Source organism: Cryptosporangium phraense (genome assembly GCF_006912135.1).
Taxonomy (GTDB): Bacteria; Actinomycetota; Actinomycetes; order Mycobacteriales; family Cryptosporangiaceae; genus Cryptosporangium; species Cryptosporangium phraense.
In genome coordinates this window covers 203,784-216,537 of the sequence record NZ_VIRS01000001.1, presented here as the reverse complement: position 1 = coordinate 216,537, position 12,754 = coordinate 203,784, and the positions used below count along the sequence as shown (strand labels likewise).

The following is a 12,754-nucleotide window of genomic DNA, read 5'->3' as shown; positions in this document are numbered from 1 at the left end:
TCCTGAGGAGGCCCGATGGAAACCTGGGACGCGATCCGTTCACGCCGGAACGTCCGCGAGTACACGCCGGAACCGATCTCCGACGAGCACCTCGACCGGATTCTCGAGGCCGGCTGGCGTGCTCCGTCGGCGTCGAACCGGCAGCACTGGGACTTCGTGCTGGTCACCGACCGGGAACAGCTGGCTGAGCTCGGCACCGTCTGGCGCGGGGCCCAGCACATCCCCGGAGCACAGGCGGCGATCGCGCTCGTGGTGCCCGAGCCGCCGGACGAGCGCAGCAAGGTGGTCGATCAGTACGACCTCGGTCAGGCGACGTATGCCATCATGCTGGCCGCGGTGGATCTGGGGATCGGGGCCGGGCATTCGTCGGTCGGGGATCAGGAGAGGGCCCGCGAGATTCTCGGGGTGCCGGCCGAGTACCAGGTGGCGTTCCTGATCGGTCTCGGGTACCCGGCCGACCGGCCGCTGCGCCCGATCGAGAACCCGAAGCGTCGCCCGTTCGACGAAGTCGTTCACCGCGGCCGCTGGTAGCGGAAACGTCAGTCGGGTAGTCGTCCGCTGCGACGATGGCGGCCTGCACCCGAGGCGGCCATCGATGTGAGGTGGGCACATGCGTCCGCGAACCGCAGTGGCAGTGATCCTCGTGGCGGTCGCCGCGGCGACCGTCTTCTGGCTCGGCCGCGCGACGGCCCCGTCGACGGAGTCGGCGCGCAGCGCCGGGTATTCGGCCGGGCTCCGCACGGGCGAGGCCCAGGGCCGGCAGGAGGGCCGGGCGCTCCAGGAGGGAGCGGCACTGCCGGCGACCTCCCGGCGGCCGGTCACCGACGCCTACAACGACGGCTACGCCGACGGGGCCAACGACGCGTTCGGCGGCGGCGACGGCGGATGGGACCTGTCCAAGCCCTACGTGATCGCGGTGGAGAAGGGCAGCGGCCGGATCGTGTATCGCATCCGGTCGCACACCCCGCTGGTCGCGAACGTCAACTACTACCTGTGCGCGAACGGCCGCGACCTGTGCGAGGAACCCCGGCGCTGACCGGCACCTTCGACGGTGATCGCGGCTCAGCCGAGCCAGAGGCAGAACGGGTGCCCGGCCGGATCGAGGTAGACCCGCACGTCCTCCTGGGGCTGCCACTCGGCCGGCCCGACGCCGCCGTCCGGCGGCCGGAGCGACACGAAGGTCGGCTCCTCCGACGCGATCTCCCAGCCCAGCAGCCGCGCGTAGAACCGGGCGAGGCCCGGCGGGTCCGGCGTGCTGAGGTTGACGGTGGTCAGGGTCAGTCCGGTGGTCATCGCGCGGCCTCCTCGGGCGCCGACGGGAGCAACGGTCAGGGGCGGAGCGTGACTTTCCCGGTGGTGCGCCGGGCGAGGAGGTCGTCGAATGCCCGGCCGACGTCCGCGAGCGGATACGCCGCGTGCGTGAGCGGCCGTAGCCGACCGGTCTCGACCAGCCCGAACAGCTCGGTGAGCGGCTCGGAGTAGGCGCCGGGGTCCGCCAGGGCCGGCCGCAGCCAGAAACCGGCGACGGCCAGGTTCCGCTCGGCGAGGACGGCCGGGTCGACCGGCGGCCGCCCCTGCCGGGACGCGTTGCCGAACGTCACCAGCCGTCCGAAATTCGCCAGCGCGTCCAGCCCGGCGCTGAACGTCCGGCCGCCGATCGAGTCGAGGACGACGTCCACCGGGGCGCCGTCGTTGGCCGCCCTGACCCGCTCGGCGTAGCCGTCGGCGTCGTCGGGAATCGCCGCGTCGGCGCCCAGGGAGAGCGCGAGCTCCCGCTTGGCCGGGGTGGACGCGGTGCCGATCACCCGGGCCGCGCCGAACTGCCGGGCCAGCTGGATCAGCAACGAGCCGACGCCCCCGGCGGCCGCGTTGACCACCACGGTCTCGCCCGGACGGAGGCGGGCGGAGTTGCGGAGCAGGTGCCAGGCGGTGAGGCCCTGCACGAGCAGAGCGAGCGCGGCCGCGTCGTCGACGGCGTCCGGGACCGGAACGGCCTGATCGGCGGCGACCACCGCCCACTCGGCGAAGCCGCCCCCGTCGAAGGTCGGGGCCAGCACCCGCCGGCCGGCGCCGGTGCGGCCGACGACCTCGGTGCCGGGGACGAACGGCAATGTTGGAACCGGATGGTAGGAGCCGGCGATCCGGCTGGTGTCGGCGAAGTTCACCCCGGCCGCGGTCCCCTCGATCAACACCTGTCCGGGGCCGGCGGTGGGCTCGGGCCGGTCGACCAGCCGGAGGACTTCGGGGCCACCGAAGCGGGAGCACTCGACGGCGAGCATCGGCGTCAGCGGCCCGGCCGGGACCGGTGCTCCGGGCCAGGTCGTGCCGTGTCCGCCGGGTGGTCGTGGATCATCGGTCCTCCGGGGCTCGCGTGCTCGTACCGTGCCGCCAGCGTTCCACGAACCGGTCCGCCGTGCTGTTCCGCGGTCGCCGGAACTCACTTTCAGCTCCTAGTCAGGAAACGACTGCCACCGTGCAGGCGTGACGCACCGAATCCGCCGCGCGCTGCTGCTCCTGGCCGCGACCGCGCTAGCTGTTCTCGCCTGCCGCCACCTCGGTGCCCTGGGCGCATCGTGGTCGGTCGCCCTGCACCGGCTCGCCGGGCTCGGCTGGGGACGTCTGTGCGCGCTCGGCGTCGTCTGGATGCTCGGGCTCTGGGTGCACACGCTGGTGCTCACCGCGTCGCTGCCCGGGCTGACCCGCCGCCGCGCGCTGACGCTCAACCTCTCCGGCAGCGCGGTCTCCAACGTGCTGCCGCTGGGCGGGGTCGCCGGCACCGCGATGAACCTCGGGATGGTGCGCGGCTGGGGGCACAGCGGCCGGGACTTCGCCCGCTTCACGATCGTCTCCAAGGCCAGCGACGTCGCGAGCAAGCTGCTGCTCCCGCTGGTCGCGACCGGTGCGCTGCTCGTGCTCGGCCCGGTCCGCCCCGGCCCGCTCTGGCTGGGGATCTCCGGCCTCGCCGCGGTGCTCGGCGGCCTGCTCGTCGCCGCGATGTCCGGACGCCTGAGCGCGCTGCTGAGCGTCGTCGGATTCATCGAACGGGTGGCCCAGCGGACGGGAAGCCGGCCGCTCGGCTGGACCGCGCACGCGGAAGCCGTGTTCACCGGGTCCGGCGAGCTCGTGCGCCGCCGCTGGGCCGCGCTGACCGGCGGGATGAGCGGTTACCTGCTCCTCCAGGGTCTGCTGCTCTGGCTGTGCCTGGCCGCCGTCGGCCTGCACGTCGCCCCGCCGGTCGTCTTCGGCGGTCTCGTCGCCGAGCGGGCCCTGACGCTGCTCGCGCTGACGCCCGGCGGCGCCGGACTCGTCGAGGCCGGAACCGTGGCCGTGTTCGCGGTGCTGGGCGTCGATCCCACCGCCGCGCTGGCCGGCGTCCTGCTCTACCGGGCCTTCATCTTCCTCGCCGAGATCCCGGTCGGTGGCGTCGCCACCGCGCTCTGGGCGCTCGGCCGCCGCATCCGTCCCGCCTGAACCCTTCCGGAGCACCCATGCGCATCGCCCACGTCACCGACGTCTACCTGCCGCGGCTCGGCGGCGTCGAGCTGCAGGTCCACGATCTGGCCACCCGCCAGCGGAGCGTCGGCCACGAGCCGATCGTCGTCACGACGACGGCCCCGCCCGACCTCCCCGAAGCCGACCGGTTCGCCACCCACTTCGCGCACGTGCCGGTCGTCCGTCTCGGCGCGGGCTCGCCGGGCGCCGGACCCTACCGCGGCGTCACCCAGCGTGGGCTGGAGCGCGTCCTCGACGCCTTCGGCGTCGACGCCGTGCACGTTCACCTCTCGACGTTCTCGCCGCTGTCCTGGTCCGCCGCCCGGTCGTCGATGCGCACCGGCCGGCCGACCGCCGTCTCGGTGCACTCGATGTGGCACGACGTGCTGCCGCTGGTCCGCGGGTACGCCCGGTGGCACGGTGCGCGCACGTGGCCGGTCGCCTGGGCCGCGGTCAGTACCGCGGCGGCCGCCGCGGTCCGGGAGGCTCTCGATGGTGCACCGGTCTCCGTTCTGGCCAACGGCATCGATGCGGACGCCTGGCGGCAGCCGCCCGTCGCTCCGGTCGACGACGTGCCGACGCTGATCAGCGTGTCGCGGATGGTCCGGCGGAAGCGTCCCCGGGCGCTGCTCCGGACCTTGCTCGACCTCCGCGCCGAGTATCGGTTCCGGACCGTGCTCGTGGGCGACGGCCCGCTGCTGCCCGCGTTGCGCCGGGACGTCGTCGTCGCCGGGGCGCAGACGGACGTCACGCTGACCGGTGCCCTGGACCGGGCGGCCATCCGCGGCCTGCTCGGCCGGGCCGACCTGTACCTGGCGCCGGCGTTGCGGGAGTCGTTCGGCATCGCGGCGCTGGAGGCGCGCAGCGCCGGACTGCCGGTGCTGGCCAGGGCCGGGAGCGGCGTCGGCGACTTCGTCGCACACGGCGTGGAAGGCTGGCTCGCCGCCTCCGAGACCGAGTTCCGGACGACGATCGCCGGTCTGCTCGCCGACCCGGCGACGCTGCGGGCCGTCCGCGCCCACAACGGCGCGGTGCGACCGGCCGTCGACTGGGACTCGGTGCTCGCCGCGGCCGACGCGCTCTACGACCGGGCGGGCCGGAACCGACTCGCCGGAGCCGGCCGATGAGCCCGCGCACGGTCGTCGCGTTCCACGCGCATCCGGACGACGAGGCGCTGCTGACCGGCGGCACGCTCGCCCGCGCGGCCGCCGAGGGGCACCGCGTCGTCCTCGTCGTGGCCACGGTCGGCGAGGCCGGTCTGGCGTCCGCGGGCGACGGCCTCGGACGTCGGCGGTGGCGGGAGCTCCAGCGATCGGCCGCGGCGCTCGGCTGCGCCCGCGTCGAGACGCTCGGCTACGCCGACTCCGGCCTCCACGGCGACGCCCCGGGCGCCCGGCGCTTCCGTGACGTCCCGATCGACGAGGCGGCCGTCCGGCTGGCCGCGCTGCTCCACGACGAACGGGCCGACGTGCTGCTGAGCTACGACGCCCGCGGCGGCTACGGGCACCCCGACCACGTACACGTGCACCACGTCGGCGCCCGGGCCGGCCGGCTCGCCGGGGTCCGCGTCCTCGAAGCCACGATCGACCGGGACGCGCTCCGCCCGGTGCTCCGCCTGCTGCGCCTCACCGGCCGACTGCTGCCGCGTTTGCCGCTGAACGACGTCGACACGGTGTTCACCGACCGGGCGTCGATCACGCACGTCGTCGACGTCCGGAAGCATCTCGGCGCGAAGCGAGCGGCGCTAGCCGCGCACGCGAGCCAGGCAGAAGGCGGGCCGCGCACGGTCGGAGCCCTGCTGCGCCTCCCGCCGAGGGTCTTCGCCGCTGTGCTGGGCCGCGAGTGGTTCGTGGAACGCGGCGGTGTGCCGGGTGGGCCGCTCGACGACATTTTCGCCGACGCCGGAGCCCAGGCTCCGGCCTCTCGGTGAGTTCGCCGCGGCGGTGGCTTTCACCGACGACCCGGCTCGTGAGGTGACGGAGGGGCTCGGTCTTCTGGTCCGGCCGGGCCCCGCAGTCCTCGTCGCGTGCCGGACCCAAGATCAGCGGCGGGGCCGCAGGCCTAACGCTCTCGCGACCTCGATCGCGTCTTCCCGCGAGGCCACGCCCAGCTTGCCGACGAGATCCGAGACCCGGTTACGTATCGTCTTCGGCGCCAGATACAGCCGGGCCGCGACCTGAGATGTCGTCAGACCCTGAACCAGCAGTTCGAGGATTTCCAGCTCACGCGCGTCCAGGCGGGCCAGCCCATCGGTACGCGGTGCGACGGCGGCGGCCGCCACAACCGCCGCTTTGGCCCCCCGGCCGAGCACCATCGTCCCGCCCGCGACGGTGTGGATCGCGGCCAGGATGTCCTCCGGGTCGGAGTCCTTGAGTAAATATCCGTCGAGGCCGGCGCCGATGCTGCGCATGACCGCCTGGTCGTCGGCATGCATGGTGAGCACGACTACGCGGATCGCTGGCCAGCGGGCCTTCAGCCCCGCACCGAGCGAGATCCCGTCGCCGTCGGGGAGGTCGAGGTCGACGAGGGCGACATCGGGGGTTGTCGACACCGCCGACGCCTCGGCGACTGATCGTGCTGTGGCCTGCAGTTCCAGCCCGTCGTCGGACTGTACCAGCGCGGCCAGCCCGGACAGGACGATCGGGTGATCGTCGACCAGCAGGACCCCGATCATGCGACGGCTCCCGCAACCGGCAGCTCGACGTGCAGGTGGACGCCGGTCGGCTGCGCCGACTCGACTTTCAGTCGCCCCCCGAGTTGTTCGGCTCGACGCAGCAGTGACGTGAGGCCGACGCCCGGTACGACGTTCCCGCCAGTGCCGTCATCGCGCACGTCCACCTCGATCCGCCCAGCTACCGCGATTCGTACGTCGACGGTCACCCGCGACGGGTTGCCGTGCCGCAGCGCGTTGGTGATGCCCTCGGCGACACAGCGGTAGACGGCGACCGTGACCTCTGGCGTCAGCGCCGGCCCTGACGTCGGCCAGGGTTCCGTACGCAGACTGATGCTGCGGTCCTCACTGGCGAAGCTCTCGACCAACCGCGTCAGAGCCTCGGCCAGGTCTCCGTCGTGAAGGGCGGATGGCGTCAGCCCGGACACGATCCGCCGAAGATCGCCACGGCAGTCGGCCAGCTCGTTGGACAGCGCCTCGAGAAGAGGTGTGGGGTCGCGGCGCAGTGCGGCCTGTACCCGCATGCTCAACCCGGCCAAGACCGGACCGACGCCGTCGTGCAGGTCGCCGAGGATGCGGGACCGTTCGAGATCGCGTTCGCGGGCGACGTCCTGCCGGGCATGCTCGGCTTCGATCGCCAGCCCAACCGCGCGGGCGACCAGCGAGACCGTCGGCAGTAACTGCGTCACCATTCGACTCTGGCGCGGTTCAGGGCCCTCGGGATGCTCGAGGCGGACGGAGAGCGTGCCGACCCGATCGCCCGCGACCACCAGCGCATGGTTCAGAAAGAGTCCGCCCGGGTGATCCGGCTCGTCAGCGCCGAGCACGATGCTCACCTCCCGGTGCCCGCTCGCCGCGGCCACAAGGGTGGCCGCCTTCGCCAGCAGCTCGCGCGGATCGGCCTCCCGATGCAAACCCGCCGTGATCAGCGCGACATCGGCGGGCGTGAGCACGCCAGGCCCATACCGGCGTTCCAGGTAAGTGCGACGGATCCAGATCCCGAGCGGCCAGGACATCGCGGCCGCCGCGACCGCTACGAACGCCCCGGACGCGTCCGGCGACGGCAGACCCGACCATCGACCCACCGCGCGAGCGCCGACACCGAGGGCGGCGCTGACTGCGACGGCACCCACGACCAGGGCGGCGTCAATCAGCGGCTCGACGATCGGGCGCAACTCACGGACGAGCAGCACCCGGGAGGTGGCCGCCGCAAACGTCCACAACCCGATCATCGTCACGAGCGCGGCCCGGCCCTCGTCCGCGGTCAGCCGACCACCCATCACGGACCCGAACAAGACGGCGGCCCAGAAGGCGAGCCATACCAGCCGACGGCGGGACATCCGGTCGCGGGGCCGGCCAACGGCCCAGGCAATCGCGAGCAGCGCGACGGCGATGGTGAGCAACCCGAACCGGTCCCAGAGCCGCGCGAACGCGACCCAGGGTAGATCGTCGTCCTGGATCAGGGCGACTCCGCCTACCACCGCCGGGATAGCCGCACACGCTGCGAACACCCATCCCAGGCGTCTGGTGTCCGGTCGGTCTACCAAGAGCCCGGCGGCCAGGCCCAGTGCTCCCCAGCCGGCGCTCACGGTCGCGGCGGTCGGCAGCCGATCGAGATTGAGTCCGGCGAAGACCGGGAGCATCCCGGCGCCGGTGGCGAGCGCGACGCCGACGATCGCAGCCGGGAAGCCCGGTGGCCCGGTAGCGCTGTTGGGCTGGACGCTCACATCGCCATGATGCTGGATCGTCGGCGAACACGTCTGCTGCGGGACAAACCTCGGGCCATGACGGGACAATCCCGGGACGGCCGATGACACAAGAGGACGGCGAGAGCATCGCCTTCGGGATGGCATGCCTCCGATGCTGGTCGCAGCCCCGGAGCGTCCGGGCCGAACACCCAGGAGAACACCGTGTCCCAGACCGAATCCGGCGCCGTGCAGGCCGCGAACATCCGCCGCTCGCCGTCAGCTGCCCTCCTCGTCGGCGCGGCCATCGCGTTGTCCACCGGCGTCCAGCTCGCCGTCTTCGTGATCGGAATGTTCGTCGCGAGCGACCACGACATCCACCGATCGCAAGGCGTCAAAGACTCCCTGGTCAGCCTCTCGGTCGTCGCCGCGATCTGCCTGGCCGTCGGCTTCGCCATCGCCCTCTTCACCCGCCGGACCGCCGGCCGCAGCAAGGTCGGAGCGATCACGCTCGGCGCGTTGTCGGTGCTGTCCGTCCCGATTTTCTGGTCAGGCGGTCCCGCGATCTTCGGCGGACTGGCGGCCTGGCTCGGCGGCCTGACCAACGACGGTCCGCCACACACCGGTGCTGCCCGCGCGTTCGGCATCGTCGGCCTGGTCGTCGCCGTACTCAACGTCGTCGCGATCCTGGTACTCACGCTGGGCAACGTCGCGACCAAAGGCTACGGCGCCTGACCGAATCGCCCCGGCCATGTCCGCAGCCTGGTGCGCCCGGAAATCTGGAGACATTCAGGGAGCGCTCATGGGCGGTCGACGCGGCGCGACGACTATCGGTGATTGCTTTGCGATGTTGACAACGGTGACTTGACTTTGGTCTGGGGGAGTCGTGGTCGGTCGGGTATGGATCGGGCTGGTCATCATCTTCCTCGGGGTCGTCGGCCTGTTGCTCGGTTGGCAGATCGAAGAGAACGGCGACAATGTCGCGGTGCTCGCGGTGTTCTCGGCACTGGCGGTCGCTGCCGGTTGCCTGGTAGCCGCCTCTGCCGGTGGGGAGGTCGCGGTCCGGGCGACGGGCGGCCTGCTCTTCGCGGCCGGCCTTGTCGTGGCCGTCACCAACCATGACGTGTCGTGGTGGCTGCCGAGCAACTGGCAGGCGCCGGTGTCGCTGACCGCGCTGGTCATTTCGCTGGCCGGCCTCGGAGTTCTGCTGTTGGCGTTCGGTTTCAGTCTGGCCGGGCTCAGCGGGGGCCTTGGCCTGCTCGGCCTGGCCTGCCTCGCGCTCGACCTTCTGCCGTACATCGGCAGTGACGAACAGTCGGTTCTGCGGGCGGGGGCGACGGCCCTGGGCGCCGTGGCGCTCACTGCCGGTGTGAGTGCAGCCGCCGCCCGGCGGACCCGCGTCGACCGGCGGGTGATGACTGGCGTCGCCGCCGCCGGAGCGGCCGTCATCGTCTATGCCGGCTACGACTCCTACGGGAGTACGTCTCCAGGCGGTTACCGCGCTGCGGTCATCGTCGCGACGCTCACCGGAGCCACGGCATCTCTGGCTCTCGGGGCGGCAATTTTCTGGCCGAGAGTCACGTCATGGCTTCCGTAGTCTTCCGGCGGTAGGGACTCGGAGGACTCGGAGACCGGGCGCGCGACCGGACCGCAGACCGTTCCTCCCGAGCGGGCTCACCAGCCGCCGCCGGTCCAGCCATCGGAGTCGCCTTCTCCAGCACCTGCAGAGCCGGTGACCATCGCCGCGCAATTAGCCGCTGTAGCTGCCAAGCCCTCACCGGCGACGGTAGCTTCCGCGGCGCCAGCACCCGAGTCTGGCTCGCGCGCTCGTGACCGGCTTCAGGCCGCCTCGTTGTGGGTCGGCGTCGTTGTCGGGCTCGTCACGATAGCCAAGGAGTTGATCGCGGCGATCCAGTTGATCTTCCGCTAACCCGAATCCAATGTGGACGTGGAACGGCCCGGAGCGCGGTGTCGCGGTCCGGGCCGGGATGGTGCTGGGTGGATCAGGAGCAGTAGCTGTAGTCCCAGCAGTCGTTGTGGTGACGGCGCTTGTGGTGGCGACGACGCGGGCGGCAGTCGTAGTCGTACGAGTAGTTGTCGTTGCAGTAGTGGTACGAGTTGTCGTAGCAGCCGCTCATGTCGTCCAGCCTCCGGAGAGTTTCGCCGGGAAGGTGTTTCCCCGTCCTGGAACCAGATTCGCGCGGAACGGCGCACCGTTCGATCGGCGGCGTGACGCCGGGAACGTTCGGCTCGTAACAGTCGACATGCGTGTTCCGGGCGGCCGCGCGACGCACCGACGTCCACCCTTGTTGCGTTCAGGGCCTTGACTCAGAACTCCGAGAACATCAGATGCAGACCGACGCGGCCCCGGGTCGGGTGAGCGAATGCCCGGGGGACTGTAACCAGGATCCCGAAGCCATGACGGTGGTAGAGCCCCACCGCCGCGAGGTTCGTTTCGACCACCGCGTTGAACTGCATCCCGGCGTAGTTCTGGCTTCTCGCCCAGTCCAGCGCGAAGCGGCACAACGCCGTGCCGACGCCGCAGCCGCGTGCCTCCGAGGCGACCATGAAGCTTGCGGTGGCGATGTGTGACCCCGGCCCCGACCGGTTCGGCAATCGGTGAGCAACATTCGCTCTTTCCTATGTGGAGATCAGTGTCGGCGCTGGCGACGTTCTTCGGTCGTCACCGCGCGAGCGCAGCGCTCGGATCCGGATCGAGCCGCTGGCCGTAGGTCCGGCCGGCCGGGAAAGTGGTTGGAGGTTCGTCCGGGACCTGGGATCGTCCAGGCATCGTTCACTGCGCCTTGCGGTGGGCCGTGGGGTAAGACCCCGTGGGAGATCGGGTGCTGCGGCCTCGGCCGGGTGGACGGTCTGCTGCGGGCGCCGCCGCCCAGGAGGACGGAACCTCATGCGATCAGTCCTGGCCACGCTCGCGCCCGCGGATGTCCGGCGGTTCGATCGTGACGGATATGTGGTGGTCAAGCGCGCGTTCTTGCCCGCTGACGGGCTCGCGATGCAACGGCGCTGGTGGCGGGAGCTGAAAGAGAGACACGGTTTTGATGTCGACGACCGCTCTGGTTGGCGACCCTTTGCCGGGGACCTGAGAGCCGCCAAGCGCGACCCGATCCAGGCCAGAATCCTGACCGGGCGGGTACGCGGCGTCGTCGACGACCTGCTCGGGAAGGGTGCCTGGCGGACGCCGAGAGATTGGGGCCGCTGCCTGGTCACCTTTCCCGAGCCGGGCGTCTGGCAGGTACCGACTCGGCTCTGGCATTGGGACAATCCCTGCGACCTGCACCTTGATGGCCCGAAGGGGCTGTTTGTCGTCAGCTTCGTCTCGTCGGTGGGTCCGGGATGCGGTGGAACGCTGCTCCTGTCCGGTTCCCATCGTCTGCTGCTCCAGCAGGCAGCGGGATCATCTGCGGATCAGCGACGCGGTTCGGGAATGACGCACTGGGAGCGATTCCATCGCTCGCACCCGTGGCTCCGAGCGCTGACCGGTCACGCGCCGTCGCCGGCCGACCGATCCGCCGCTTTCATGACCGGCGAAACACTCGTCGGCGGCGTCCCGCTGAGGGTTGTCGAATTGACCGGCGAGCCAGGCGACATGGTTTTCTGCCATCCGGCCATAGTTCACTGCGCCGCGCCCAACCGGGGCGTGCGGCCGCGCTTCATGCGGATCAAGAACGAGATTCTCACCCACGAGGGTCGTGAGCTACGTCGGCGACTGAACGCCGTTGCGCACTACTGACGAGTGGTCGGCGTAGCCGATTCGGCCGACGCTCAGCCTGCTCGCACTCCCTCTCACAGCCGCGGGCCGCTCACGTCGGCGGACAGGCCAATCCGCTAGCGCGGGAAATCGTCGCCGGGGTCGATCCCGGCGACGAACCGGGCCAGTTGATCCCAGCTCAGCGGCAGCCGTTTGCTCCGGTAGGCCGACACGACGACGCCGTCGGCGAGCTCCATCCGGGCCTCGATCTCGCCGAGACCGGGGTTGAGCCGCATGTCGACGGTCCGGTCGCCGACCCGGATCGCCTTGGCCGGCCAGCCAGCCGTATCGGTGAACGGGCGCGGGAAGCCGTTCGCGAGTTGCACGGTGAGCACGATGCCGGGCCCCTTCGAAACGCACTGTGCCGGAGCCTGGCCGGGCAGGCAGAACGCCGCCTCGGCCAGGCGCGCGGACCCCGACATCTCGCTGAGCACGACGCCGTCGGGTAGCGACCGGAAACGGACCAGGTCCTCGATCGGCGTGACGCCGTCGACGAGTCCGGCCGCGACCCGGCGCAGGTCGTCCTCGGAGATCCCGAGCGGGACGTCGCCGGCCTTGTTGCTGGCGACGATGCGGATCCACTGACCGGGCTTCCGCTGGTAGATCAGCTCGAGGTAGGGCCCTTCGGCTTCCGGGAGCGCGGTGTAGGGCGGGGCACCGGCACCGTGCTGCGGGACGGTGTAGAGGGTCGCCGGCGTGCCGTCGAGCGTGATGTTCGTCAGCGTTCCGGGCTTCGTCCGGGGGACCGGTTCGTCGGAGAGGACCTGAATCGCGAGCTGGCCGATCGGCGTGGCGCGGTCGGTCTCGATCGACCACGCTCCCGGGCCGGCGAGGTGGGCGTGGGGCTCGGCGAATCCGGCGGGGAGCCAGCCGACCGTGACGGGCGCGCCCGGCACGGCGCCGGACGGACGGTCGAGGGCCTGCAACCGGTCGGCGTCGTCGGCGCGCGGCCACAACAGGATCCCCCCGGCGAGAACGATGAGCGCGACGACCGCGGCCGCCACCATGCGCCTGCGGGCGCGGCGGCGCCGGGCGTGGACGCCGCTCACTAGCCCGGGAGCTTCGGTGACGTCCTCGGCGCACTCGGCCAGCAGGGTCTTCAGCCCGTCGTCGTCCCACTCGGTCATCGATCTTCCC

15 protein-coding genes and 1 pseudogene are annotated in these 12,754 nt (G+C 71.6%); 9 read left to right on the top strand and 7 right to left on the bottom strand.

Annotated features, from left to right (window positions below; translation table 11 throughout):
* Positions 1-15: 15 nt before the first annotated feature.
* Complete coding sequence (locus tag FL583_RS00965; protein ID WP_142702498.1) at positions 16-531, top strand: nitroreductase family protein; 516 nt, start codon at positions 16-18, stop codon at positions 529-531.
* Between the two features lie 79 nt (positions 532-610).
* Positions 611-1,036 (top strand): hypothetical protein, encoded by a 426-nt coding sequence (locus FL583_RS39860; protein ID WP_170323423.1) that lies wholly within the window; start codon positions 611-613, stop codon positions 1,034-1,036.
* A 26-nt stretch (positions 1,037-1,062) separates the two neighbouring features.
* On the opposite strand, the gene FL583_RS00960 is transcribed toward FL583_RS39860, so the two are convergent.
* A complete protein-coding gene (locus tag FL583_RS00960; RefSeq protein ID WP_205751748.1) occupies positions 1,063-1,293 on the bottom strand; it encodes a VOC family protein in 231 nt (76 codons plus the stop codon).
* A gap of 35 nt (positions 1,294-1,328) precedes the next feature.
* Positions 1,329-2,279, bottom strand: a complete 951-nt coding sequence (locus tag FL583_RS00955; protein WP_142702497.1) for a quinone oxidoreductase family protein — start codon at positions 2,277-2,279, stop codon at positions 1,329-1,331.
* A 202-nt stretch (positions 2,280-2,481) separates the two neighbouring features.
* On the opposite strand from FL583_RS00955, the gene FL583_RS00950 reads away from it, so the two are divergent.
* Genes FL583_RS00950 through FL583_RS00940 form a run of 3 tightly spaced genes read left to right on the top strand, consistent with a single transcriptional unit; the run spans position 2,482 to position 5,422 of the window.
* Complete coding sequence (locus tag FL583_RS00950; protein WP_142702496.1) at positions 2,482-3,471, top strand: lysylphosphatidylglycerol synthase transmembrane domain-containing protein; 990 nt, start codon at positions 2,482-2,484, stop codon at positions 3,469-3,471.
* Positions 3,472-3,488: 17 nt separating this feature from the next.
* Positions 3,489-4,619 carry a glycosyltransferase gene (locus tag FL583_RS00945; protein ID WP_142702495.1) on the top strand — a complete coding sequence of 377 codons (1,131 nt, stop codon included), beginning with the start codon at positions 3,489-3,491 and terminating at the stop codon, positions 4,617-4,619.
* Positions 4,616-5,422 (top strand): PIG-L deacetylase family protein, encoded by an 807-nt coding sequence (locus tag FL583_RS00940; protein ID WP_142702494.1) that lies wholly within the window; start codon positions 4,616-4,618, stop codon positions 5,420-5,422. The genes FL583_RS00945 and FL583_RS00940 overlap by 4 nt, the downstream gene beginning before the upstream one ends.
* A gap of 111 nt (positions 5,423-5,533) precedes the next feature.
* Here FL583_RS00940 and FL583_RS00935 read toward each other — a convergent pair whose 3' ends face one another.
* Together FL583_RS00935 and FL583_RS00930 are read right to left on the bottom strand one after the other, a co-directional pair.
* Complete coding sequence (locus FL583_RS00935; RefSeq protein ID WP_142702493.1) at positions 5,534-6,166, bottom strand: response regulator; 633 nt, start codon at positions 6,164-6,166, stop codon at positions 5,534-5,536.
* On the bottom strand, positions 6,163-7,806 hold the full coding sequence (locus tag FL583_RS00930; RefSeq protein WP_170323422.1) for a sensor histidine kinase: 1,644 nt from the start codon (positions 7,804-7,806) through the stop codon (positions 6,163-6,165). Before FL583_RS00930 ends, FL583_RS00935 begins: the two co-directional genes overlap by 4 nt.
* Positions 7,807-8,073: 267 nt before the next feature.
* Between FL583_RS00930 and FL583_RS00925 the strand changes: the two genes are divergently transcribed.
* The 3 genes from FL583_RS00925 (at position 8,074) to FL583_RS00915 (ending at position 9,778) form a co-directional block, all read left to right on the top strand.
* The gene (locus tag FL583_RS00925; RefSeq protein WP_142702491.1) at positions 8,074-8,583 is read left to right on the top strand and encodes a hypothetical protein; all 510 of its coding nucleotides are present in this window, start codon (positions 8,074-8,076) and stop codon (positions 8,581-8,583) included.
* 151 nt (positions 8,584-8,734) lie between these two features.
* Positions 8,735-9,445, top strand: a complete 711-nt coding sequence (locus FL583_RS00920) for a hypothetical protein (protein WP_142702490.1) — start codon at positions 8,735-8,737, stop codon at positions 9,443-9,445.
* Positions 9,446-9,580: 135 nt separating this feature from the next.
* Positions 9,581-9,778 (top strand): hypothetical protein, encoded by a 198-nt coding sequence (locus tag FL583_RS00915; RefSeq protein WP_142702489.1) that lies wholly within the window; start codon positions 9,581-9,583, stop codon positions 9,776-9,778.
* A 73-nt stretch (positions 9,779-9,851) separates the two neighbouring features.
* Here the strand turns inward: FL583_RS00915 and FL583_RS42235 are convergent, their stop codons facing one another.
* Both FL583_RS42235 and FL583_RS00910 read right to left on the bottom strand, forming a co-directional pair.
* Positions 9,852-9,986, bottom strand: a complete 135-nt coding sequence (locus FL583_RS42235) for a hypothetical protein (protein WP_276611514.1) — start codon at positions 9,984-9,986, stop codon at positions 9,852-9,854.
* A gap of 190 nt (positions 9,987-10,176) precedes the next feature.
* Positions 10,177-10,458: pseudogene (locus FL583_RS00910) on the bottom strand (N-acetyltransferase family protein); the annotation flags it as partial.
* A 298-nt stretch (positions 10,459-10,756) separates the two neighbouring features.
* Here FL583_RS00910 and FL583_RS00905 point away from each other — a divergent pair.
* Entirely contained in the window at positions 10,757-11,599 is an 843-nt protein-coding gene (locus FL583_RS00905; protein WP_142702487.1) for a phytanoyl-CoA dioxygenase family protein, read from the top strand.
* Between the two features lie 95 nt (positions 11,600-11,694).
* Here the strand turns inward: FL583_RS00905 and FL583_RS00900 are convergent, their stop codons facing one another.
* Positions 11,695-12,744 (bottom strand): hypothetical protein, encoded by a 1,050-nt coding sequence (locus FL583_RS00900; protein ID WP_142702486.1) that lies wholly within the window; start codon positions 12,742-12,744, stop codon positions 11,695-11,697.
* Positions 12,745-12,754 lie beyond the last annotated feature (10 nt).

Excerpts from the sequence above, each read along its gene's own strand:
- FL583_RS42235 (WP_276611514.1), bottom strand. The coding sequence starts at position 9,986 with ATGAGCGGCTGCTACGACAACTCGTACCACTACTGCAACGACAACTAC.
- FL583_RS00900 (WP_142702486.1), bottom strand. The coding sequence starts at position 12,744 with ATGACCGAGTGGGACGACGACGGGCTGAAGACCCTGCTGGCCGAGTGC.
- FL583_RS00960 (WP_205751748.1), bottom strand. The coding sequence starts at position 1,293 with ATGACCACCGGACTGACCCTGACCACCGTCAACCTCAGCACGCCGGAC.
- FL583_RS00945 (WP_142702495.1), top strand. The coding sequence starts at position 3,489 with ATGCGCATCGCCCACGTCACCGACGTCTACCTGCCGCGGCTCGGCGGC.
- FL583_RS00940 (WP_142702494.1), top strand. The coding sequence starts at position 4,616 with ATGAGCCCGCGCACGGTCGTCGCGTTCCACGCGCATCCGGACGACGAG.
- FL583_RS00930 (WP_170323422.1), bottom strand. The coding sequence starts at position 7,806 with ATGCTCCCGGTCTTCGCCGGACTCAATCTCGATCGGCTGCCGACCGCC.
- FL583_RS00935 (WP_142702493.1), bottom strand. The coding sequence starts at position 6,166 with ATGATCGGGGTCCTGCTGGTCGACGATCACCCGATCGTCCTGTCCGGG.
- FL583_RS00955 (WP_142702497.1), bottom strand. The coding sequence starts at position 2,279 with ATGCTCGCCGTCGAGTGCTCCCGCTTCGGTGGCCCCGAAGTCCTCCGG.
- FL583_RS00905 (WP_142702487.1), top strand. The coding sequence starts at position 10,757 with ATGCGATCAGTCCTGGCCACGCTCGCGCCCGCGGATGTCCGGCGGTTC.
- FL583_RS00965 (WP_142702498.1), top strand. The coding sequence starts at position 16 with ATGGAAACCTGGGACGCGATCCGTTCACGCCGGAACGTCCGCGAGTAC.
- FL583_RS39860 (WP_170323423.1), top strand. The coding sequence starts at position 611 with ATGCGTCCGCGAACCGCAGTGGCAGTGATCCTCGTGGCGGTCGCCGCG.